This is a genomic window from Streptomyces sp. NPDC051822, from assembly GCF_044452745.1.
Lineage (GTDB): Bacteria > Actinomycetota > Actinomycetes > Streptomycetales > Streptomycetaceae > Streptomyces.
Genome location: NZ_JBITBZ010000010.1, coordinates 28,940 through 50,869 on the forward strand (window position 1 = coordinate 28,940; position 21,930 = coordinate 50,869).

Here is a 21,930-nt window from a genome sequence, read left to right on the forward strand (position 1 = left end):
CCGGATAGCCTGGATCCGGAACAGCGGGCGGCAGCGAGGAGCGAACGGTGCGGACGGACAGGCGGTCGCCGATCGACACGGAGGCGGCCGACCCCGACGCCGGCTGGCTCTCGACCGTGATGCACGTGGCGTTCTTCGTCCTCCTGTGCTCGTCGCTGACCCGCTACCTGATCGTCCACCCGGGGGCGCCCTCCACCCCCTGGGTGATCGTCCTCGCCGTCGCGCTCGCCCTGCTGTACGTGCTCGGCCCGATCCTCGGCCCCCAGCACGCCGGCGCGCGCGGCACGGCTCCCGGCACGGCCGCCGGACTCTGGCTCGCGGCCGTCATCGGAGTCTGGTTCACCCTGGTGATCCTCGCGCCGAGCTTCGGCTGGTGCGCGGTCCCGCTCTACTACACCGGCCTGCGCTCCCTGCGCCCCCGGTACTCGATCATCCTCATCGCCCTGATGACCGCCATCGTCGTGGGCGCCCAGGCCAAACTGCGGCTGCGCTTCGGATTCGACCCGAACCTGCTGTTCGCGCCACCGGCCGGCGCCGCCGTGGCCACCGCCGTCTTCATCTACTCCCAGCGCCAGGCCGAGCGGCTGCACACCGTGATCACCGACCTTGTGCGCACCCGCAGGGAGCTGGCCGCGACCGAACGCCGCGAGGGCACGCTCGCCGAGCGCCAGCGGCTCTCCATGGAGATCCACGACGCCCTCGCCCAGGGCCTTTCGAGCCAGCAGATGCTGCTCCAGGCCGCCGAGCGACTGTGGGACAGCGACCCGGCGGCGGCCCGTCGCCACGTCCGCACCGCCGAGTCCATCGCCGAACACAACCTGGCCGAGGCGCGGCGCTTCGTCCACGACCTCGCTCCCGCCGACCTGGCGGCCGGCGGCGGCCTCGACGAGGCGCTGCGCACCCTCGCCGACCGCGAGACCTCCGGCACCCTCCGGGTGCGCTTCCACCAGGACGGCACGCCCGCGACGGCGCTGCCCGAACGCGTACAGGCGGCGTTGCTGCGGATCGCGCAGGGGGCGCTCGCCAACGTCCGTGAACACGCCGACGCCACCACGGCGGCCCTGACCCTCAGTCATCTGGACGACCAGGTCGTCCTGGACGTCGCCGACGACGGCCGCGGCTTCGATCCGGTCGAGAAGCCCGGCGGGGTACGCGGCCACGGACTGCCCGCGATGCAGGCGCGCGTCCGGCAGCTCGGCGGCGCCCTCACCGTCGAATCGACGCCCGGCGAGGGAACCGTACTGACCGCCGCGATCCCCCTTGTTCCCGACTCGTTTCCGACGCCGTGACCTGAACGCCCTCGGGGTGTACGGGCAGGACCGGCGGCCGGGACCGGAACCGCGTGGCCTGTTCGGCAGCGTGGCCGCCGGCCGTCGCGGCCGTCAGCCGTCGTGGCGGGCCGCCTCAGGGGTACGCCGTACCCCGAGCGCGGCGAGCGCCGCACCGGCGACACACAGCGCCCCGGCCACCAGCACGGCGGTGTGGACGCCGTTCATGAACGCCAGGTGGCTTCCCTCGGCGACGGCGGCCCTGAGCCGGCCGGGCATCTCGGCGGAGAGGGGAGCGACCCCCATGGCCACCGCGTCCTTCGCCTCCTGCAGACCGGCCGCCGCGGAGGCGGGAACCCCCGCGGAGGTCAGCTCACCGGTCAGGGTGGAGCCGACCCGGCTGCTGATGAGGGACACGAGCACGGACGTGCCGAGCGCGCCGCCGATCTGCAGGGCGGTCGCCTGCAGGCCACCCGCCACGCCGCCGTCCCTGACCGGGGCGTTGCCGACGATGGCGTCGGAGGAGGACGCCATCACCATGCCCACGCCGAGGCCGAGGGCGATGAACGGCGGCCACATGGCGGCGTACGAGGAGTCCGGGCTCCAGCCGAGCATGAGGAAACAGGCGATGCCCTGGAGTGCCATGCCGAGCGGCATGGTGAGCCGCGGGCCGAACCGGTCGGTGAGCGCCGCCCCCAGCGGGGAGGCCACGACAGAGGCCAGACTCAGCGGCAGGGTGCGCACACCCGCTTCGACGGGAGTGAAGCCACGGACGTTCTGCAGGTAGAGCATGACGAAGAAGATCACGCCGAGCAGGACGAAGAAGTTCAGCGCGGTGATGATCGTGCCGATGGTGAGAGCCGGGCTGCGGAACAGGCGCATGGGCAGCAGCGGTGACGCGACACGGGTCTCCACGTAGCCGAAGACCAGCAGGACCGCCACGCCCACCGCGATCACGCCGAGCGTGCCGGCCGATGTCCAGCCCCACGTCTCGCCCTTGACCACGCCGAACACGACGGCGAGCAGGCCGAGCGCGAGCAGTACGACTCCGGGGACGTCGAACTTCCCGTTCGCGTCGGCGCTGTTCTTGCTCTGGGGCAGGACGAGGGCGCTGAACACGAGCGCGGCGACGCCGATGGGGAGGTTGATGTAGAAGACGGACTCCCAGGTGACGTGCTCGACGAGCAGGCCGCCGACGATGGGCCCGAGCGCGGTGGACACGGAGGAGACCATGGCCCAGATGCCGACCGCCATGCCGAACTTCTTCGGCGGGAAGACCGCACGCAGCAGACCCAGGGTGTTGGGCATCAGCAGGGCCCCGAAGAGGCCCTGTACCGCCCGGAAGGCGATGACCCCCTCGATGGATCCGGCGAGCCCGATGGCGACGGACGCGGCGGTGAAGCCGACGACGCCGATCAGGTAGAAGGTGCGGCGTCCGAACCGGTCGCCGAGCTTGCCGCCGAGGATCAGCGTCGCCGCCAGGGCCAGCAGGTAGGAGTTGGTGACCCACTGCAGGTCCGCCGTGGACGCGCCCAGGTCCTGGCCGATCGCGGGGTTGGCTATGGCGACGACCGAGCCGTCGAGGCCGACCATGAAGAGGCCGAAGGAGACGGCGATCAGGGTGAGCCACGGGTTGGCGCGCGGGCCGCCGGGCTTGTCGACGGATGGCGAAGATGCCGCGGGAGAAGGGGACTTGATGGTGCCGGAGGGCATGATGGTGCGCCTGTCCTTTTGTACGTCATGACGAAGGGCGCGGACGGGGCGTGCCCTGTCCGCGGAGACGACGGAACCTGCGTCCGGTACGCAGACGACCGGAGCGCGAGAGAGGGAGCCCCGAGGGAGGCCCGTGGACCGGACCCGAGGGAGCCCGTGTGCCGGACCCCAGGGATCCGGCGCGCGTGCTCAGTGGGCGGGGCGGTGCAGGTTCCGGTTGAGCGACTGGAGCGCGCCCAGAGCGGAGCCGAGGGCGTCGAGTTCGCCCTCGGTCATGGTGCGCAGGGCCCGCGCGAAGTGGGCTCCCATGAGGCGGTTGACCTCGGCGACCTCCCGGCGGGCGGTCGCGGTCAGGTGGAGGTGCGCCACGCGCTTGTCGGAGGAGTCCTGCCGGCGCTCCAGGAGCCCCTGTTCCGTCAGCTGCCTGACCAGCGCGCTGACGTTGTTCGGCTTCATCAGCAGGGCCTCGGCGCTCTCGCGCACGGTGACGCCGTCGTGGGCCTGGACGTGCCGCAGCAGCGCGAGCTGGGCCTCGGGAGGCTTGGGGAGCGGAGGGTCCTGGTCGATGTGCCGTTCCACGGCCCGCGCCAGCGCCGGCAGGCACGCCACGAGGCCGGCGGCCACGTGGTCGATGTCCTGAGGGCGGGACGCGGGGGTGTCGGGCATGCGGCCAGTCTAAGTATGGCGAGATAGGTATGTCAAAATAGGTAATGAGTTCCTGCCGTGCCGACTCACCGGGCGTCGACATCGGCGGCCGGACCTGCGCCCGGACCGCCGTCCGGCAGAGGCGGCAGCGCGGCCAGCGCAGCGGCGGCCTGGACCTGCGGGTCGCCGGTCGCCGTGGTGGCGTAGGTGTCGCGTCGGCGGTTCCAGGCGTCATCGTGGAGGAACCAGTCGACGGGTGCGGGGGCGTCGCCGGAGACGAGCGCGGCATCCAGGCTGTCCAGGTACCTCTCCCAGCGCGGCGCGTAGAACCCGGAGACGAGTCCGGCCCACTCACGGTTGGCGTAGTCGTGCAGCCGGCCGGCCTCGCTTCCGGAGCGATGCCCCCACGTGGTGAGGATCGACCGGGCGTCGTACTCGAGCAGTGCCTGCTCCGCGTCCGTGGAGCCCCAGCTCCTGGCGTCCGCCAGCCACGGTCCGAGGAGGAAGCGCTCGTCGGTGGCGAGCAGCCGGTCCAGGAGCGCCATGTCGTCCCGCCACTCCTGGGCGCGCGAGCGGAACTCGGCCAGGTCCCTTGTGTCGTAGGCGGACTTGATCTCGGGAAGCAGCGTCCGGCTGCGGTTCGCCAGCGCCTGCCGGGCCACGTCGACCAGGTCGAAGCGGTAGGCGTCACTGGTACGCAGGGCAGGGGCGACCTGGAGCAGCTCGGCCAGGGCCCGGTGGACGGTCGCGGCGTCGTAGCGCATCGCCCGGGGGCTCCAGGCGGCGGCAGCGGTGGCCGTCAGGCTGGGCCGGGCGGTGAACAGACTGTCCTGGGGTTCGCTCCAGCGCCCGGCCGGCGTGCTGTACGGGCCGATGCGCAGCTGCTCCCACGCCGCGGCGGCATGGGGGTCGTGGCCGCCGTAACGCTGGGCGGCGTACTCGGCGAACCACTGCCGCTGGTCGATCGGCGTCCGGGACCAGCCGAGTTCGGTGAAGAGCTCGAAGGCGGCGGGGTCGGTGCCGGTGCCCTCAGGCAGGTACGCGATGCCCTGGAGCATGCTGCCCGGCTTGGTGCGTGCCCGCTCGAAGCGATCGAGCCACACGGAGGTGTTGGCGCCGATCGTCGTGTGCCCGCCGAAGTTGCTGATGGCGCCGAACGCGTACGGCGTGCCGCTCCAGGAGGCGTCACGGTCGAGGCTGGGTCCCGTGTCATAGCGGTCGGACAGGCCGTCCACGACGAGGACCCGGCTCTTGTCGACCGCGCTCAGCGTGGCGGCCGACGGGTTGTCCTGCCAGCCCAGCAGGACCCAGGTGGCCCCGGGGTGAGCGGTCTGGAGCTGCCGCATCACGGCGCCGGCCGCGTCGGCGAGCGGTACGTCGGCGGCCTTGCCGCCCTCGTGCAGCAGATCCATCTTGAACATGGTCGCGCTGCCGAAGCGTGCCTCCTGGTGCCGGTAGAAGGCCTCGGCGACCCTCGGGAACATGTCGTTGCGCGGGTCGAGCCAGTCGGGACGGGCGAATCCGACCCAGGTGCCCTGCGGCACGATCCGCGCCGAAGGGTTCCTGGTGCTGAAGCCCGGTGGGACGGTTCCGAAATAGCCGGGCAGGACGGCCCGCATGCCCAGCTCCTTCAGCCGGTCGACGATCCGGCGGCCCAGAGCGGCACGCCTGTCGATCAGCTCCTCGTTCACCGGCCCCGCGAAGGCGGACATGTTCTGCATCAGCCACCACGGCTGATGGGCCGGGCCGGGGATCCACGCCTCGATCTCGGCCTCGGAGTAGCCGAACTCCTGGAACGCGTCGAAGTAGACCGCCTCCGCGCCCGTCTGCACGAAGACCTCGTTCACGCCGTGCAGGGCGAGCAGGTCGATCTGCCGCTCGAAGTCCTCCCAGGTCCGGTACGGGCCCGAGTACCCGGCGTCCGTGTCGTTGAGGGCGAACCGGTGAGCCACCGACGCGTCCTCGCGCACGGTGGCGCGAGGGGACGGCAACACGTCGGGCAGCCGCGAGGTGCTCCGGCCGGGCCAGCCGATGTCCACCCGGGCGGTGTGCTTGAGGTAGTGGTCGACGCCCCTGAGGATGACGGCGGGGCTGGTTCCCGTCACCCGGACGGCACCCGCGCCGCCGCTCACGGTGAAGTGGTCGCCCGAAGGCGGACGGGGCACCTGGACCAGCCGGAACTGCCCGTGGTGCCGGGGAAGCAGCCGCGCGAGAGCGGCCCGCGCGGGATGCGACCCGCCGGCCGGGATGGCTGACGCGAGGGCCGGCGCGGCCGCGGGTGCGGCCACGGCCGGCTCGGCAGGGGCGGCGCCCGAGCCCGCCGGCGCAAGAGCCGAGAGAAGGGCCAGGACGGCCGGCAGGAGAGGAGTTCTCACCAGGGGACTCAAGGGGACTCCAGGGGGAAACGTGTGCAAGACGAGTCGATGGGCCGACCTCGGCACGATGCCACCTGCCCATGAGCGAAGAGTAGTGTCACGACTCCTTAACGTGAGTGAGGACGTGGTGGTCCCGGCCGCGCGCCGGTAGCCTCGCGAGGATGACGGTGGGTACCCAGGACACGAGGCTGATCGTGCTGCGAGGCAACAGCGCCTCGGGCAAGTCGTCCGTCGCGGCCGGCATACGCGACGGGTTCGGCCGCGGCCTGGCTCTCGTCGGCCAGGACAACCTCCGCCGGATCGTCCTGCGTGAACGGGACCGGCCGGGCGCGGCGAACATCGGCCTGATCGACCTGACCGCCCGCTACGCCCTGGACGCCGGATACCACGTCGTCGTCGAAGGGATCCTGTACGCCGACCACTACGGCGAGATGCTGGCCCGGCTGCGCGCCGACCACAACGGCCCGACCCACGGCTACTACCTCGACGTCCCGTTCGAGGAGACCCTCGCGCGGCACGCCACCAAGCCGATCGCGAGCGAGTTCGGCGAGCCGGAACTACGCGCCTGGTACCGGGAGCGGGACATGCTGCCCGGCGCCGTCGAAACCGTCATCGGCGCCGAAAGCACCGTGCACGAGACGGTCGAACGCATCATGCGCGACACCGGCCTTGACCGGCTCCCCGAGCGGGAACACTGACCCGCACATCAGCTGAGGTCAGGTCAGTTCATGAGCAGAAGCCGTGTGTTCGACACGAGCTTCCGGTTGACGCTGGTGCTCTGCACGAAGATCGTGAACTCGTCGTTGTGGTCCGGCTTGACGCGTACCTCCACGTCCGGCAGACCGAGAAGGGCCCGGGCCTCGGGCCCGGTGTACACCCGGTCGGTCTGCTTCTCCAGGACCGCGATCTGCTTCCGGGCCTGGATCTTCTCCGGCTTGCTCAGCTGGTAGAAGGCACCACCGGTGCGGTACGTGTGACCGGATTCGACGACCCAGTCCCGGATGCCCGCGTCACGGGCCACCGGAATCAGCTGGTAGTCCGACGCCTTCACCGGGGTGAGGCCGGCCGCCTTGATGGTGTCCTTGTTGACCGCCTCCGCACCCGCGGAGAACACGGCCCGGGACCCCCGGATGCCCTTGGTGCGGCCCACCATGAACTTCTCGGTGGCCTCCTGGATGACCTGGCCGGCCTCTTCGAGGCCCTGGGTGCTCGTGGCGTCCCAGATGGCGATGTTGTCCTTCGGGAAGCCGTACTGCATGGCCTCGCGCTTGCCCATCTGGTCCGGAACGAGGACGGCCAGCGTCCAGTTGTCCTTCTGCGTCTCGATCATCTCGGCCACGGCCCGGACCAGTTCGCCGGGCTCCTTGGAGGGGGCACCCGGGCAGCGGTGGCTCGCGTTCTCCTGCCCGTCGGTGAGCACGAACGTCAGGAAGCTGTGGTCCCCGTACAGCTGGGCCGTCTGCGCCAGCTCCCCCTGCGACTTCAGGGCGGCCGCCAGCAGGGCCGTCATTCCACCGACCCGGTACAGCTGCTTCAGGGACGGCATCCGCAGCACGTCCTTGTCGTAGATGACGCACTGAACCTTGTCCGCGAACACGTACACAGTGACGCGGGTCTCCTGGTCCAGCTCCCTGGACCGGCGGGCGAGGTAGGCGATCTGCTGGTCGGCGACTTCGACGACCTTGCTGCTCAGCCGCGACATGGACGAGCTGGCGTCCAGCACGAGAGCGACGTGGTTGATGTAGTTCTGGGTCACGGACAAGGCGACTCCCCCTCTTTCCGGATCGATGTTCCTACCGTCTCACCCACCACTGACAATCGATCAGAAGTGCCAACCCCTTTGAAGCGCCCGCCCGGCGGAGCCGAGCCACGGCTCGTCAACCCGGCAACGATCCGGGTGACGGACGCTGACCTGCCGCTTCCCGGCCGGGACGCACGGGACGGCGAAGGCTGCGTTAGATACGACGAGTGGATGAGCGAGATGACCACCGAGCGCCGCAGCCGGATGCCGTGCCGACGGACGGACGACGTCCTTGCCCAGCGTCGCCCGGCGAGGGGACCGGCCGAGGGGAACCGCGGTGTGCCCTGAAGGACGTCGGTTCGATCGCCACCGCACCCCGCGCGCTGCCCCTGATCGGGCACGTCGTTCCGCTGCTGCGCGATCCCTTGGCGTTCCTGAACTCGCTGCCCGACCTCGGCGAGCTGGTCCGCATCCGGCTCGGCCCCCTCGCCGTCATCGTGATCTGCGATCCGGAACTGACCCGGCGTGCTCTGCTGGACGACCGGGTCTTCGACAAGGGCGGCCCGCTCTACGACCGCCTACGAGAGGTGATCGGCGACGGAGTGGTCTCCTGCCGGCACCAGGCGCACCGCCGACTCCGGCGGCTGTCCCAGCCGGCCTTCCACCAGTCCCGGCTTCCGGACTACGCACGGGCCATGACCGGCTGCGTGCAGGAGACGACCGATTCCTGGAGCCCCGGCCAGATCCTCGATGTCCCCGCCGAGATGATGACGACGAGCTCCAGAATCATCACGGCGACGCTGTTCTCCGACACCCTGCCCTCGACCGCGCACGGCCGGCTGGTCGACGATGTCACCACCGTGGTCAAGAGCCTCTATCAGCGCATGTTCCTGATCCCGCCGCTGGACCGTCTGCCCACCCCGGGCAACCGCGCCCACCTCGCCGCCCGCGCCCGCCTCCACGACACCGTCGGGCGCATCATCGCCCAGCGCCGCGCCGACGGCGCCGACTACGGCGATCTGCTCTCGGCCCTGGTGGCGGCCCACGACCCCGAGGACGACCGGCCCGGCATGACCGGCGCCGAGATCAGCGACACGGTCGTCTCCTTCGTCCTGGCCGGCATCGAGAGCACCGCCGCCACGCTGTCCTCTGCCCTGGACCTGCTGGCCCGCCACCCGGAAGTCGAGCGGGGCGTGCACGCCGAGGTCGACACCGTCCTTGCAGGCGCCCCGGCCACCCACGCCGACCTGCCGCGCCTGCGACTGACCGAGCGCGTCATCACCGAAACCCTCCGACTGCGCCCGCCGGGCTGGTTCTTCACCCGTGTGGTCACCGCCGACACGCACCTCGGAGGGTACGCGCTGCCGGCGGGGACGAACATCGCCTACAGCCCCTACCTCATCCACCACCGGCCCGACCTCTACCCCGATCCCGAAACGTTCGCCCCCGATCGCTGGGCCGCCCCGCACCCCCAACCGCCCCGCCACGCCTTCCTCCCCTTCGCCGCGGGCGCCCGCAAATGCATCGGCGACTCCTTCAGCATGACCGAGGCCACCCTCGCCCTCGCGACCATCGCCGCACGATGGCGCCTGGAACACATGCCGACCCACCGAGGCCGGCTGGCAGCGGCGGTAACCCTCGAACTCCGAGACCTCCACATGAAGGCCCACCCCCGCACCGCACCACCCGCACCGACCGAACACCTCAGGTCAGACCACCCCTGACGTGCGCCACTTCGGCCGGCATCTGCCCGAGAAGGTGCAGGGACCGCGCCCGTACGGGTACGCCGCGCGCCGTTCCCGCCCAGGAGGCACCGGTGAGCCCTTCTGGGACCGGGAGAATCCGGTCCCGAGACGAGTTGTGGGCGGTGCCCGCTGAGCCGCGGAGAACGTAAATGCGTCGACAGCGCCCCTCGGTACCCGGCACAGTGGCCACCCGTGACGAGCAGTGAACTGTGGACCCGCGCGACCGCCGACCGCTACGACGCCGAGGAAGCCGAAGCGTCCTCGGATGCCGTTCTCGGACCGACTCTCACCTTCCTCGCCGAGCTCGCCGGAGACGGCCGGGCACTGGAGTTCGCCATCTGAACCGGACGAGTGGGCGTCCCGCTCCGGGAACGCGGCGTGCCGGTAGCGGGCATCGAACTGTCCGAGCACATGGCAGCGGTGCTGCGGCGCAAGATCGACGAGGGCTCTCTCCCGGTAGTCATCGGGGACATGGCCACCACCGTCGTTCCCGGCGAGTTCACCGTGGTCTACCTCGTCTACAACACCATCACGAACCTGCTCACGCAGGACGAGCAGGTCGAGTGCTTCCGCAACGCCGCACGGCATCTGGAGCCGGGTGGCCGCTTCGTCATCGAGCTGGGTGTGCCGCCACTGCGGCTCCTGCCACCCGGCCAGGTCGCGGTGCCGTTCGACGTCTCCCAGCAGCACCTCGGCTTCGACACCTTCGACCTGGTCGAGCAGATGCTCGTCTCGCACCACTTCACCCGCGACGGCGACGACGGCCGCTACCGCCGCGAGAACTCCCGGCACCGGTACGCCTGGCCGGCGGAGCTCGACCTGATGGCGCGGATCGCCGGGCTCGAGCTGGAGCGTCGCGTCGCGGACTGGGACGGGTCTCCGTTCACCCAGGACTCCGCGAAGCACATCTCCGTGTGGCGCAAGCCGACCTGAGGTCGGCGACCGGGCCGTCAACGCCGGCCGTGGGGGGATCGCTTGCTCCAAGACCCAGCGTTGCGTGCCCAGACCCGAGCCGGCTCGGGCCCCGGCCGACGTTCCACCTTCGGTAGCGGTCGGTGTCGAGTGAGAGGATCACAAGATGCCTCTTCCTCAGCCTGATGACCTGACATCGCTGGTCCTGCGTACCGACTTCGGTGACGACAGAGCCTGGGACGCGGTTCGAGCTGCACTGGACGCCGCCGGAGAGTACCCCCATGCCACGTACGTCAGCGAGCTTCGCTTTGCCGGCGTGGAGGTCCAGGCGCTGCTGGACGAGGAGACCGCCGCCGACGAGGACGACCAGATCGGCGACGTGTTTCTGGCGGACGCAACCACGATGAACGACCCGGATCACCCGCTCCTGGCCGTGGACCTGTCGCACGAACCCGGGCGGGCGTTCAGGGTCCCGGCCCGGTGGTTCCCTGACATCTCGGCCAACCTCAGCATCGCCAACATGGACTTCGCGGAATACGCCGACGCTGCCGACGGGTCAGGGACCTTCCGTGGCTTCGACGAGGGCTGACGACTTCATCGTCGTGAGTCTGTCGATCGAACGGGAGTCTCGATGGGGTGATCGGGGGCCTGCCCGGCATGAGAGCGGGCCTGGCGGTATGCGGGGAGAATCCAGGGGAGCGGACCGGCCGCGCGCTGCTACGGTCGGCGCCATGAGCTGGCTTCCCGATGACTTCGTCCACCCCGTCCTGGTACCGCTGCCGGGCGGTGGCCATCACCTGCGGCCGATCCGGGAGGCGGACACCCCGCTCGACTATCCGGCTGTGATGGGTTCGCGCGAGCGGCTGTGGACCATCTTCGGCCCGGCCTGGGGCTGGCCCGCGGCCACCATGACCTACGAGGCCGACGAGGCCGACCTGTTGCGGCACGAGAAGGAGATCGCCGCACACCAGTCCTTCAACTACGCGCTGTTCGACGCGGCGGAGACAGCTCTGCTCGGCTGTGTCTACGTCGACCCACCGGCGAGGGCCGGCGCGGACGGCGAGATCTCCTGGTGGGTGGTGGACGAGCTGGTGGGCAGCGAGGTCGAGCAGGCCCTCGACGCGCTGGTGCCGCGGTGGATCGCCGCCGACTGGCCGTTCGAGCAGCCGCGCTTCCTCGGCCGTGAGATCTCCTGGTCGGACTGGCTCGCCCTGCCGGAGCATCCCGACAGCCAACTGCGGTGAGTTCCCGCGTTGGCCAGCACACGCCACCCGGCGGCTCCGCCGCAGGTCGCCCTGCTGCCGGCCCGGCCACGGTGGACATCCCGGTGGATGCTCCGTGCAGTTATTCGGCGAGTCGCCCGTCGTGCATGGTGAGTACGCGGTGGCTGAGGTGCCGGACTGCGGTGATGTCGTGGGAGATGAAGAGGTAGCTGAGACCGAGGCTGTCCTGGAGGTCCAGGAGGAGGTTGAGGATGCCCGCGCGCAGGGAGGCGTCCAGGGCCGATATCGGTTCGTCGAGGACGAGTAGTCGAGGTGTGTTCGCCAGCGCCCGGGCGATACCCGCGCGCTGGCACTGACCTCCGGACAGTTCGTACGGGAATCGACTGCCGAGGGCTGGACTCAGGCCGGTCATGTCGAGGAGTTCGGCGACTCGCCGGGGGCCTGCGGAGCGGGACCAGCGGCCGTTCAGGTGTAGCGGTTCGGCGATCTGGTCCTGGATGCGCTGGCGGGGGCTGAGGGAGCCGTAGGGGTCCTGGAAGACGGGCTGCAATCGCCGTCGGACGGGGCGCAGTCGGCGTTCGTCGAGTGCGGTGAGGTCGACGTCGTCGAACCGGACCTCTCCGCCGTGGGGACGGCGCAGTTGGAGGATGGCGGCGGCGGTGGAGGATTTCCCGCAGCCCGACGGCCCTACGAGTCCGACGGTTTCGCCGGCGTGGATGTCGAACGACACGCCGTCGACCACGATGGTGGTGCCATAACGCACGACCAGGTCACGGACGCTGAGCAGTGGCTGCGCGGCCGGCCCCGCGTGTGGGCGAGCCAGGGGCTCTGCAGAGGGCGCCGGTTGCGCGGGGGAGCCGGTGTCGGGACCAGGGGAGTCCGCGACGATCAGCGGTGTGGCCGGGACCGGCGGGTTCATCTGGTCTCCAGAGCGGCGTTGTGGCAGGTGATGATCCGGTTGTCGAGGCTGCGGGCCTCGGGGCGCTGTGTGTGGCAGCGGTCGGTGGCGTGCGGGCAGCGGGGGGCGAACGCGCAGCCCGCCGTCGTTTCGCCCGGGGCCGGTGCCCTGCCGGGGAGGGTGGGCAGCCGGGTCCGTGGAGGCGTGTCGGCTGTCGGGAGCGAGGCGAGGAGCGCCGTGGTGTAGGGGGACAGAGGGCGGTTGAGGACGTGGTCCGTCTGCCCGTATTCGGTGATGGTTCCGGCGTACATCACTGCGATCTGGTCGGCGTGGCTGCGTACGGTGTCGAGGGCGTGGGTGACCAGCAGCAGGGAGGCGCCCGTGGCTGTGCATCGTTCGCGCAGCAGGGTGAGGACCGCGTCCCGCGTGGTCGGGTCCAGTGAGGTGGTCGGTTCGTCGGCGACGAGGAGGTCGGGGGCGTTCACGGTCGCGAGCGCGATCACGGCTCGTTGGCGCATTCCGCCTGAGAGCTCGTGAGGGTGGGCGCGGGACGCGGTGGCGGGGACGCCGACTTCCGCCAGTGCCTGCTGTGCGCGACTGCGGGCGTCCTTTCGGGTCAGGCCCTGGACCGAACGGAGGGCCAGCGCGATCTGTTCGCCCACGGGGTGGACGGGGGAGAGGGCGGAGAGCGCGTCCTGGGGAACGATCGCGATGCGGCTACCCCGGTCGGCCGGTGTCACGGCGGTGCCGTGCAGGAGCACGGTGCCGTCGGTGGTGGCCTCCCGCGGGAGCATGCCGAGCAGGGCGCGGGCCGTCAGGGACTTGCCGGCTCCCGACTCGCCGGTCAGGGCGAGGACTTCGCCGGTGTGGACGTCGAAGGAGACGCCGCGGACCACGTCGACGCCGCCGAGGCGGACGCGCAGCCCGCGGACCGAGAGAAGAGCCTCCCCGCCAACCGGGAGAAGAGCCTCCCCGCGGACAGAGGGAAGAGCGGCCGGGGTCACCGAGGGAAGAGAATTGAGACCAACCGAGGGAAGGGCATGCCCGGGGACCGAGGGATGAGTCTCCTGGTCGGCCGGGTTGCGGGTCTTCGCGCCGCGGGTGGCACAGGAGGGGGCGGGGCTGCGGCTGTCAGCGGGCAAGGGAGAGGGTCTTTCGCTGAGAGGTCGTCGTGTGGCGGCGTGTCGTCATGCCGGCGAGGGTGACGGCGAGTGCGGCGAGTGCGGCGAGGAGGGCGAGCGCGACCGCTGGTGCGAGGGCGGCTACGGGAGCGCGTTCCGCGTAGTCCGCGGACTCGTTGAGGAGGAGGCCCCACTCGGGGGTCGGTGGTTGGGCGCCGAGGCCGAGGAATCCGAGGGAGGCCAGGGCGAGGGCGGTTCCGGGCAGTCGCAGGACGGCGTGGCGGGCGAGGGGGCCCGCGACCGCGGGCAGTACGTGGCGGCTGAGGATCCACAGGGGACTCGCGCCCATGGCGCGCTGGGCCGTGAGGAAGGCGGAGGCCCGTATCTCCTGGGTGAGCGCGGCGGCGTGGGAGGCGAGGGGCGGCCAGGCGGTGAGGGTGACGGCGAGGGCGGCGGCGCCGGTGCCGGGCCCGGTGACGGCGGAGACCACGATTCCCGCGACGACGGGGGGCAGGGCGTTGGTGACGTCGGCGAATCCGGTGGCGGTGTCGGGCAGGAAGCCGAGGAGGAGTCCGATCAGGCACGCGAGGAGGCACACAGCGGCGGCGGTGCCGATCGTGGGAACCGCGCCGTGCCCGAGCCGGGCGAGTACGTCGCGGCCGAGCGCGTCGGTGCCGAGCGGGTGCGCGGCGGAGGGTGCGGCGAGCCGGGCGGTGGTGTGGATGGCGTAGGGCTCGCGCAGCAGTCCCCAGCCGATGGTGGTGAGGAGCACGGCGCCGAGCGCGACGGGTACGGCCGTGGGCACGGGCGCTGGGCGGGCGGTGGGCAGGGTCAGGCCCGCGTCGCGCAGCGCGGGGCCGAGGAGACGGCGGCGTACGGCGGCTCCGACGGCGCCGGCGAGCAGCCCGACCGTGAGCAGGGCGAGGACGGAGCCTTGGAGCAGGGGCAGGTCCTGGGATCTGGCCGCTCCGAGCGCGGTACGGCCGAGTCCGGGGACCGCGAACACCGTCTCGACGGCGACGGCGCCGCCTGTGAGGCCGACGGCGACCATGGCGAACTGCGGTATGAGCGGGGGCAGGGCACGCCGGAGGGCTGCCGTGGTGACGTACCGACGGCTGGTGCCGGCGCCGCGCCAGAGTTCCACCCAGCGTTCCTCGAGTACGGCGGGCAGCGCTTCTGCGACGAGCCGGCCGAGGAGCGCGCCGGCGGGGACACCGAGGGCGAGGGCGGGGAGGACGAGGTGCGCGGGGCCGGTCCAGCCGGAGGTGGGGAGACGGCCGAGCCACACGCCGACCGTGATCAGCAGGAGGAGAGCGAGCAGGAACTCGGGAAGGGCGGCGAGTGCGGCGGCCGCTGTTCCGGTGCCCACCCGGCCTCGCAGGGCTGCCGGTGCGGCCAGGGCCGCGCCGGTCAGGAGTGCCACCGCGGCGGCGGCGCCCATCAGAGTGAGGGATACCTGCAGACCGGCGAGGACGGCGGGCAGGACCTCGGTGCCCGACACCCACGAGACGCCCAGGTCGCCGTGGAGCAGTCCGGCGGCCCATCGGCCGAGGAGGGCGACGGGGCCGGTGTCGAGACCGAGGTCGGTGCGGATGGCGGCCAGCGCTTCGGGGGTGGGTTCCTGTTCGGCGGATCGTGCCCGCAGGAGGCTCAGGGCGGGATCCGTGCCGGACAGCCATGGCAGCAGACCGGTGAGCGCGAGTACGGCGGTGAGCGCGGCGGCCCGCGCGGCGGTCGCCCTCACCTGGCGAAGGTGTCGAGCGTGATGAGTTCGCGTTCGCGGGGGTCGTGCGCGGCGCCGGTGACGTTCGCGGCGTCGCCCTGGATGACGCGTTCGTGGAGCAGGGGTATGGCGGCGTCGGTGGAGAGCACGGCGGCCTCCGCGCTCATGATGCCGCGGCGGCGGGCGTCGCCGGCCGGGGTCCGGGCGGCGGTGTTCAGGGCGCGGTCTACGGCGGGGTCGGCGAGCTGGGAGATGTTGAAGGAGCCGCCGGTGGCGAAGTCGCTGAAGAGGTAGGCGGCGGGATCCCCGGAGTCCAGGACCGTGGCGCGCGACAGGATGAAGGCGTCGAACTTGCCCGCCATGGCGTCGGCCTCGATGTGGGCGTACTCGCGGATGTCGAGGGTGACCTGGAAGCCGGCGGCCTGCAGCTGCTGCTGCAGCACCTGGGCCACCTCCGGCAGTTCGGCCCGGTCGGTGAAGGTGCCGATGGTGATCCGGGCTCCGTGGGGAGCGGTGGCCGCGGCGCGCTCGGGGGTGCCGCGCAGTGCGGGGGCCCAGGGCAGTGCCGGGCCCAGCAGCCCTCGGGCGACGTCGGCCCTGCCCTCGTAGACGCCACTGACGATCTGCCGGGCGTCGACGGCCTCGCGAACCGCGGCCCGCAGACGCGCGTCCCTGAAGGGGCCGGAACGGGTGTTGAGATACAGGGTGTTGGTACGCGGCATCGGTACTTCGGTGATCAGTCTCCGGTCCATGAGACCGGCCTGCGAGACCGGTACGGCCTCGACGATGTCGGCCTCGCCGCTTCGCAGGGCGGCGGCTCGCGCGGTGCCGTCGGGTACGAATCTCACGTCGATGCCGGAGGCCTTGGCCTTGCCGCCCCAGTACCGGTCGTAACGGTCGAGCCGCGCCGAGGCGACGCCGTTGACGGCGACGATCTCGAACGGGCCGGTGCCGGCGCCGACCGGGCTGACGGTCTTCCCGAGGTAGGCCTTGGCGGCCAGGATCGACAGCTGCGGCGAGCTGAGCCGGTGCGGCAGGAGGGGGTCGGGCCCGGCGGTGGTGACGGTGAGGGTGTGGGACCCGGTGGCCCGTGCGGTCAGGTCGACGCCGTCGAGGATGCGGGGCTTGGGGGAGGCGTGGGCGGCGGTGGTCAGCGACGTCACGGCGGAGCGTGCGGTGAGGGCCGTGCCGTCGTGGAAGGTCACGCCCTGCCGGAGGGTGAACGTCCATGTCCGCCCGCTCTGCTTCCACCCGGTGGCGAGCGCGGGCCGGGCGTCGCCGTCCTCGTCGAGCTTGACGAGCGTCTCGGCGGTGGACCAGCGCGACAGCTTGAAGGCGTCGTCCGACAGGGGTGAGAGCCCCGACCGTGGCGGCTGCATCATCGCCAGGCGCAACCGCCCGCCGCCGTCCCCCTGGGCGGAGGTCCCACCGCCGGAGAAGCATCCGGTGATCAGGGTGGCGGCTGCTCCGGTGACGAGAAGGGAGAGCAGCCGGAGCCGCCGCAGCGGGCGGCGGGGCGAGCGAGTGTTTTCGGGCATGGACGGCGCGGGCGGCATGGACGGCGTGGACAAGGAAGGCCTCGTGAGGGAAGGGGGAAGGTTGACGAGGCAACGACCTTAGCATTATGACAATCGTTTTCATTCAGGGGATGCGGGGATGCGGGGATGCGGGTATGCGTGGATGCCCGTTCCCACCGCGCCGACGGCTGGTCATCGGAGGTGAATGGCCAGGATGCAGGTGTCGTCGGCATGGGGGTCGTCGGTGTCGTGCCGGGGTGAGGTGGAAGGTGCGGCGAGGAGGGTGTTGATGAGTTGTTCGGGTTTGTGTGTGGGGGAGGTGGTGATGGCGTCGGTGAGTCGGTTGATCCCCTGGGTGATGTCCTCGTCGCGGCGTTCGACCATGCCGTCGGTGTAGAGGACCAGGAGATCGTCCGGCTGGAGGGCGGTGGTGGTGGTCGTGTAGGTGTAGCCGGGGAGTGCGCCGAGCAGGGGGTCGGGCTGCGGGGTCTGGAGCGGTCGGGTCTGTCCCTGACGCAGGAGAAGGGGCGGGGGGTGCCCGGCGTTGGTCCACCGCAGGACTCTGTCGTGGTCGAGGTGGCCGGCGACGACGGTGGCGGTGTGCCCCGCCGGGTCACTGCAGACGAGTTCGTTGAGCCATGTGGTGATCTCGCCTGCGGACGCACCGGTCTGTGCGAGGCCCGCCAGGGCGTGGCGCTGCTGGGCCATACGGGCGACGGCGTCGAGCCCGTGTCCGGAGGCGTCGCCGATGGCGATGAGTACGCGGCCGTCGGGCAGGAGTCGGCATTTGTACCAGTCGCCGCCGACCGCGGCGTCGGGTTCGGCGGGACGGTAGGAGGCCGCGACGGTCAGTCCGACCGCGGCGAGCGCTTCGGAGTGCGTGGGCAGAAGCGCTTCGCGTAGGGCGTCCGCGACTTTTCGTTCGGCTTCGGTCCGGCGTCGCAGGAGGTCCGTCTCCCGTTCGGTCTCCGCCAGTCGTCGTCGGCTGCGGATCTGCGGCGTGAGGTCACGGGCGACGAGGTTGAGGGCCCACGCTCTGCCGTCCGTTCCGGTGACCGGTCGTCCCAGGAGGTCGAGGGTCCGAAGCTCACCGAGGATGACGAACCGGATCCGCGTCCAGGCGGGTTCCTCGCCCGCGAGTACGGAGGTGAGGAACTCGGCGAGTGCGGTGAGGTCGTCGGGAAGCAGCGCGTCGCACAGTTGCTCCAGTGTCCATGGCATGCGGATGTCGGCGTGGAAGATCCGGCACAGTCCTTCCGACCAGGTGATCTTTCCTGACAGCAGGTCCCAGTTTCCCCACCCCATCGATGCCAGGAACTGGGCGTCGATGGTGAGGAGTTCCGCCTGACTCTGTACGGGCTGCCACGTGGCGAGTACCTGTCCGGCGCAGCGTGCCGCGGAGTACAGCAGTGGAACGCGATGGATCCGGCCCAGGCGTTGTTCGGTGTAGTCCGCCACCCGTCGTTCCAGGGGCATGCCTGTGTCCATGACGTCCGCCAGGGCGGCCAGCAGACCCGAGGACGCCGCGCCCGGCCGCGCTTCTACGAAACGCTGGCCGACCTGCTGGTGGGGGGCTTCCAGCCAGTGCGCGGACCGGACCCGGTTGCCGGCCACGATCTGGAAGTCCAGCAGGGTGCCGGCGTCGTCACGCACCGGCTCGAGCAGGACGGCCGAGGCGGGGATCGCGGCGAGCAGAGAGCACGCTCCGCTACTGCCGGGCTCGTGGCTGTGACACAGGCAGGGCGGTGCTCCGTCGGTGTCCGAGGGCGGTGTGAGCGACAGCGACTGCAGCGGTGAGGCCAGATCCGTGCCGACCGGCCCATCGAGGGGTTGCTCTGAACTGCGCCGTACGGCGGCGCGCAGTGCGGAGATCTCGCGGCCGATCGTGGCCTTGAGGGCATCGACACTGTCGGGCAGGGGGAAACTCATCATCCGCCTCCACGACCCACACGGCGCGCCCCGCCCCGGCGCCACGCCGCTGCTCGGTTCCACGGGCACTCGACAGACCCCGGGACCGGTACGGATACCGGCCCCGGCCACCGCTGAGCGGCTGGCCCGCCCCCGGCCGCCAGGACAGCGGCTGCCCGGGCTCCGGCCTTTCATGCACAGCGGCCCGAGGCGGCCGGCCGACCGCAGGAGCAGCCGCTGCGGGCCCTTCGGACGTGACGGCACCGAGCTTCACGGACCGCGACGAACCCACGCCCTTCTGTGGCACGCCCTGGGAGGGCGGCAGCCAGGAGGGGCCCGCACTCCACCGACTAGCCGCTGACGGATCGAGTCGGGTGGCGACGGCTCGGGCGTTCTCGATGAGCCGGTGGGGCCCCGGTGGTGCCGGTGGGACCCCGGTGGTGCCGGCGGGACGACCCGGATACGACGCCGGCGGCCCGGCCCGGCCCGGTGATCAGACCGGACTGATGTCGCCCGGCGCAGGCGCGGCGCACGGGCGGAGGACCATGAGTGAGTCCTCCAGGGCCGCGATCATGGCGAAGGGGAACCGGTCTACTTCAAGGCACAGCGCGACGTCATCGGGATGGACTCCTTGGCGTACTCCCTCCGTCAGCTCGGCGGCGGCGCGCGACCGGGCGGCGCGGTGGAGGTACTCGGCGGCGTCCGTCCCGGACTCGGTGGCGTTCGTTCCGGGCTCGGTGGCTCTCCGGGCGATGTACTGAGCGCACGCCAGGTCTTCGTCGGCCTTCCCGTCCTCGCCGGTGACCACGAACGTCACGCTGTCGCACTCGCGTGTCCGCAGGGCCTGGGCCGTCGCCTCCGCCACCACGAAACCGGCGCACAGCACCAGCGAGGCGTCCTTGACCGCGAGGGCGCCGACCGTGCCGGCGGTGGTCTTCTGTACGACGGTCCGGCCGCCGAGGTCGATGGACCGCAGCATGCCCGGCGAGTTGACCATGTCGAACCCGGGTACCGCCGGACCGTCCTTGAGTGCTGCCCAGTCCGGATGGGCGGCCTTGAGCGCGAGGGCTTCGTCCAGCGACTCGGCGAGAACGATCTTCTCCGCTCCCTGGCCGAAGGCCCAGGCGGCCACGGTGAACGCACGCATGACGTCGATGACGACAGCAACGGACGGGGCTTCGGTCAGCTCGGCGGTGCCAAGGAAACGAGTATCCATTGCGATCATGATCGCGCAGGTTCGCCCCGAAGCACCCGGAGAGTGGTCCACGTCACATGGGCGTCTCTGGGGCCCGCCCGCTCAGTCACCGCACGGGAATCCGCTGGGGCGGTCCCCGCGAAGAGCACCGAAGGGCACCGCGGCGCCCGGCGGCAGACCCACTGAAGCGAGGCGTCGTGCCTCGGGGTGAACCGTGGTGAATTCGGCAAGGCACCGTCACCAAACCGTGAAGCACGCGCGCGAACCTGGAGCCCAGAGAGCGCAGTTCGTTCCTTGCCATCGGGGGAGACCACCATGAGTACCGTTCACAGAGCCATCGCCCTCGTCGCCATGTCGACACTGGCCCTCACCGCCTGCGGGCCCTCGGACGACACCGCCGGGGGTGGAAGCGACGTGCCGACCGCGACGCCCACCACCTCCGCCTCCACATCCGCCTCGCCCTCCGCGCCGGTCGGACCGCCGAAGCCCACCCCGCCCGCCAAGCCGACGACGACGGTGCCGTCGACCGACCCGGACTACGACGTCTTTCCCTGCAGCACGTACGACGTGACGTTCACCGCGAGCCTGGCCGAGCCCACGACGAGCAGCTACCTGCTGAAGATCACCAACAAGTCGGGCAAGCCGTGCCGGGTGCTCGGGCACCCGGTCGTGACCTTCGGTGACCTGGACGGGCGGGCGACGGAGCGCGGCACGGCCCCCGGCATCGAGGAGGCCATCCGGCTGGCGCCGGGCCAGTCCGCCTACGCGGGACTCATGGGCGGTCTCAAGGACACCAAGAGCAAGACGGTCTCCTCGATCGCGATGACCATGAACACGGAGTCCGACCTGAAGCAGGTCCCGCTCAAGGCCCCGACACCCGACTTGCACGTCTCCGACGCCAACTCCGTCACCGCATGGATGAACGACGCCGAGGACGCGCTGAGCCTGTAGCGAGGCCCGCGTACGGCCTGGTTCATTGCCCGGGGGACTTCGGAGGCGAGGCCGACGGCGTCATGCCGGCGAGGAGGGCGCAGAGGGCGGCGATCGCTGCGAGGCCCACCGTGCCTGGGCCGACGAAGCCGGGAACGTCGTCGGTCGCGTAGCTCTCGCCGCTCCGCCGGAGGCAGACGTACCGGGGCGGCAGGTACTCGATCCGGTGGCCCACGACATCCGCTGCCGCCTCCGGGGCGCCCGCCGTCCGGCAGGGCCGGATGGGGAAGGCGTCGGTGCCGCTGTCGTCCGTATCGAACATCGCCACGCCGAGGTTCAAGAGGCCCCACGCGTACACGGCCGCGGCAGCCGCGCCCGTCAACGCGGCCGCGCACCTCAGCCGGGTCTGCCGGTCGGCCCGGCGTACCCCGATCTGCCCGAGTCGGCCGAAACCGTATCCGGCGAGCCCGAAGCATACGAGGGCCGCGGCGATGAGGAGCGCGAGGATCATCATCCGCCGACCTCATCAGCGGGAGACCTCAAGGGCTATGGCGGAGGCCACAGTTCCGGTACTTGGCGGGCGGCGGCGCGGTGCATCGCCGCGTTCCCGTCTGACTGGTCCGCGGCCTTCGGGTTCAGCTCCCTCGCCGGTACATGCCGGGTGCCGTCCCGTGGGTGCGCTTGAACGCGTTGGCGAAGGCGAACTCCGATGTGTAGCCCACCTGGGCGGCGATGGACCTCAGCGGTGCGTCCGATGTGCGCAGCAGTCGCGCTGCCGTGGTCATCCGCCACCAGGTCAGGTAGCCCAGGGGCGGTTGGCCGGTCAGCATGGCGAACCGCCTGGCGAACGGTGCCCGGGAGAGTCCGGCTTCCGCCGCGAGTTTCGCGACGGTCCACGGCGATGCGGGGTCACGGTGGATGGCGTGGAGGGCGGCGGTGACCGGCGGGTCGTTCAGCGCGGCGGCCCAGCCGGTGTCGTCGCCACGGGAGGGCTGTTCGCTGAACCAGATCCGCAG

18 protein-coding genes and 1 pseudogene are annotated in these 21,930 nt (G+C 71.3%); 7 read left to right on the plus strand and 12 right to left on the minus strand.

Annotated features, from left to right (window positions below; all coding sequences use genetic code 11):
• The first annotated feature begins 119 nt into the window (after positions 1 to 119).
• Positions 120 to 1,289 (plus strand): sensor histidine kinase, encoded by a 1,170-nt coding sequence (locus tag ACIA8N_RS26860; RefSeq protein WP_365785724.1) that lies wholly within the window; start codon positions 120 to 122, stop codon positions 1,287 to 1,289.
• Positions 1,290 to 1,382: 93 nt separating this feature from the next.
• Here the strand turns inward: ACIA8N_RS26860 and ACIA8N_RS26865 are convergent, their stop codons facing one another.
• The 3 genes from ACIA8N_RS26865 to ACIA8N_RS26875 form a co-directional block, all read right to left on the minus strand.
• Positions 1,383 to 2,981: an MFS transporter gene (locus ACIA8N_RS26865; protein ID WP_365785669.1), complete on the minus strand. Its 1,599-nt coding sequence runs from the start codon at positions 2,979 to 2,981 to the stop codon at positions 1,383 to 1,385.
• Positions 2,982 to 3,170: 189 nt separating this feature from the next.
• Positions 3,171 to 3,647, minus strand: a complete 477-nt coding sequence (locus ACIA8N_RS26870) for a MarR family winged helix-turn-helix transcriptional regulator (RefSeq protein WP_365785671.1) — start codon at positions 3,645 to 3,647, stop codon at positions 3,171 to 3,173.
• A gap of 65 nt (positions 3,648 to 3,712) precedes the next feature.
• On the minus strand, positions 3,713 to 6,001 hold the full coding sequence (locus tag ACIA8N_RS26875; RefSeq protein WP_365785673.1) for an alpha-N-acetylglucosaminidase: 2,289 nt from the start codon (positions 5,999 to 6,001) through the stop codon (positions 3,713 to 3,715).
• A 161-nt stretch (positions 6,002 to 6,162) separates the two neighbouring features.
• Here ACIA8N_RS26875 and ACIA8N_RS26880 point away from each other — a divergent pair, with 161 nt between their 5' ends.
• Positions 6,163 to 6,699: a kinase gene (locus ACIA8N_RS26880; RefSeq protein ID WP_365785675.1), complete on the plus strand. Its 537-nt coding sequence runs from the start codon at positions 6,163 to 6,165 to the stop codon at positions 6,697 to 6,699.
• Positions 6,700 to 6,722: 23 nt separating this feature from the next.
• Here ACIA8N_RS26880 and ACIA8N_RS26885 read toward each other — a convergent pair whose 3' ends face one another.
• Positions 6,723 to 7,763 carry a VWA domain-containing protein gene (locus ACIA8N_RS26885; protein ID WP_365785676.1) on the minus strand — a complete coding sequence of 347 codons (1,041 nt, stop codon included), beginning with the start codon at positions 7,761 to 7,763 and terminating at the stop codon, positions 6,723 to 6,725.
• A gap of 362 nt (positions 7,764 to 8,125) precedes the next feature.
• Between ACIA8N_RS26885 and ACIA8N_RS26890 the strand changes: the two genes are divergently transcribed.
• From ACIA8N_RS26890 to ACIA8N_RS26905, 4 genes and pseudogenes are all read left to right on the plus strand, one after another.
• On the plus strand, positions 8,126 to 9,466 hold the full coding sequence (locus tag ACIA8N_RS26890; RefSeq protein WP_365785726.1) for a cytochrome P450: 1,341 nt from the start codon (positions 8,126 to 8,128) through the stop codon (positions 9,464 to 9,466).
• A gap of 213 nt (positions 9,467 to 9,679) precedes the next feature.
• A pseudogene (locus ACIA8N_RS26895) lies at positions 9,680 to 10,420 on the plus strand (methyltransferase domain-containing protein).
• Between the two features lie 145 nt (positions 10,421 to 10,565).
• Entirely contained in the window at positions 10,566 to 10,988 is a 423-nt protein-coding gene (locus ACIA8N_RS26900) for a DUF6924 domain-containing protein (RefSeq protein ID WP_365785678.1), read from the plus strand.
• A gap of 142 nt (positions 10,989 to 11,130) precedes the next feature.
• Positions 11,131 to 11,643: an N-acetyltransferase gene (locus tag ACIA8N_RS26905; RefSeq protein ID WP_365785680.1), complete on the plus strand. Its 513-nt coding sequence runs from the start codon at positions 11,131 to 11,133 to the stop codon at positions 11,641 to 11,643.
• Positions 11,644 to 11,743: 100 nt separating this feature from the next.
• On the opposite strand, the gene ACIA8N_RS26910 is transcribed toward ACIA8N_RS26905, so the two are convergent.
• The 6 genes from ACIA8N_RS26910 to ACIA8N_RS26935 form a co-directional block, all read right to left on the minus strand.
• On the minus strand, positions 11,744 to 12,385 hold the full coding sequence (locus tag ACIA8N_RS26910; RefSeq protein WP_365785682.1) for a dipeptide/oligopeptide/nickel ABC transporter ATP-binding protein: 642 nt from the start codon (positions 12,383 to 12,385) through the stop codon (positions 11,744 to 11,746).
• A 152-nt stretch (positions 12,386 to 12,537) separates the two neighbouring features.
• Complete coding sequence (locus ACIA8N_RS26915; RefSeq protein ID WP_365785684.1) at positions 12,538 to 13,524, minus strand: ABC transporter ATP-binding protein; 987 nt, start codon at positions 13,522 to 13,524, stop codon at positions 12,538 to 12,540.
• 127 nt (positions 13,525 to 13,651) lie between these two features.
• Positions 13,652 to 15,385 carry an ABC transporter permease subunit gene (locus ACIA8N_RS26920; RefSeq protein ID WP_365785686.1) on the minus strand — a complete coding sequence of 578 codons (1,734 nt, stop codon included), beginning with the start codon at positions 15,383 to 15,385 and terminating at the stop codon, positions 13,652 to 13,654.
• The gene (locus ACIA8N_RS26925) at positions 15,382 to 16,902 is read right to left on the minus strand and encodes an ABC transporter substrate-binding protein (protein ID WP_365785688.1); all 1,521 of its coding nucleotides are present in this window, start codon (positions 16,900 to 16,902) and stop codon (positions 15,382 to 15,384) included. Before ACIA8N_RS26925 ends, ACIA8N_RS26920 begins: the two co-directional genes overlap by 4 nt.
• Before the next feature lie 171 nt (positions 16,903 to 17,073).
• Complete coding sequence (locus ACIA8N_RS26930) at positions 17,074 to 18,810, minus strand: PP2C family protein-serine/threonine phosphatase (RefSeq protein ID WP_365785691.1); 1,737 nt, start codon at positions 18,808 to 18,810, stop codon at positions 17,074 to 17,076.
• 472 nt (positions 18,811 to 19,282) lie between these two features.
• The gene (locus tag ACIA8N_RS26935; RefSeq protein WP_365785693.1) at positions 19,283 to 20,005 is read right to left on the minus strand and encodes a 2-phosphosulfolactate phosphatase; all 723 of its coding nucleotides are present in this window, start codon (positions 20,003 to 20,005) and stop codon (positions 19,283 to 19,285) included.
• Between the two features lie 294 nt (positions 20,006 to 20,299).
• Between ACIA8N_RS26935 and ACIA8N_RS26940 the strand changes: the two genes are divergently transcribed.
• The gene (locus tag ACIA8N_RS26940; RefSeq protein WP_365785695.1) at positions 20,300 to 20,935 is read left to right on the plus strand and encodes a DUF4232 domain-containing protein; all 636 of its coding nucleotides are present in this window, start codon (positions 20,300 to 20,302) and stop codon (positions 20,933 to 20,935) included.
• Between the two features lie 22 nt (positions 20,936 to 20,957).
• Here ACIA8N_RS26940 and ACIA8N_RS26945 read toward each other — a convergent pair whose 3' ends face one another.
• Together ACIA8N_RS26945 and ACIA8N_RS26950 are read right to left on the minus strand one after the other, a co-directional pair.
• The gene (locus ACIA8N_RS26945; protein ID WP_365785697.1) at positions 20,958 to 21,428 is read right to left on the minus strand and encodes a hypothetical protein; all 471 of its coding nucleotides are present in this window, start codon (positions 21,426 to 21,428) and stop codon (positions 20,958 to 20,960) included.
• A 121-nt stretch (positions 21,429 to 21,549) separates the two neighbouring features.
• Entirely contained in the window at positions 21,550 to 21,744 is a 195-nt protein-coding gene (locus ACIA8N_RS26950) for a helix-turn-helix transcriptional regulator (RefSeq protein WP_399416810.1), read from the minus strand.
• Between the last annotated feature and the right edge of the window lie 186 nt (positions 21,745 to 21,930).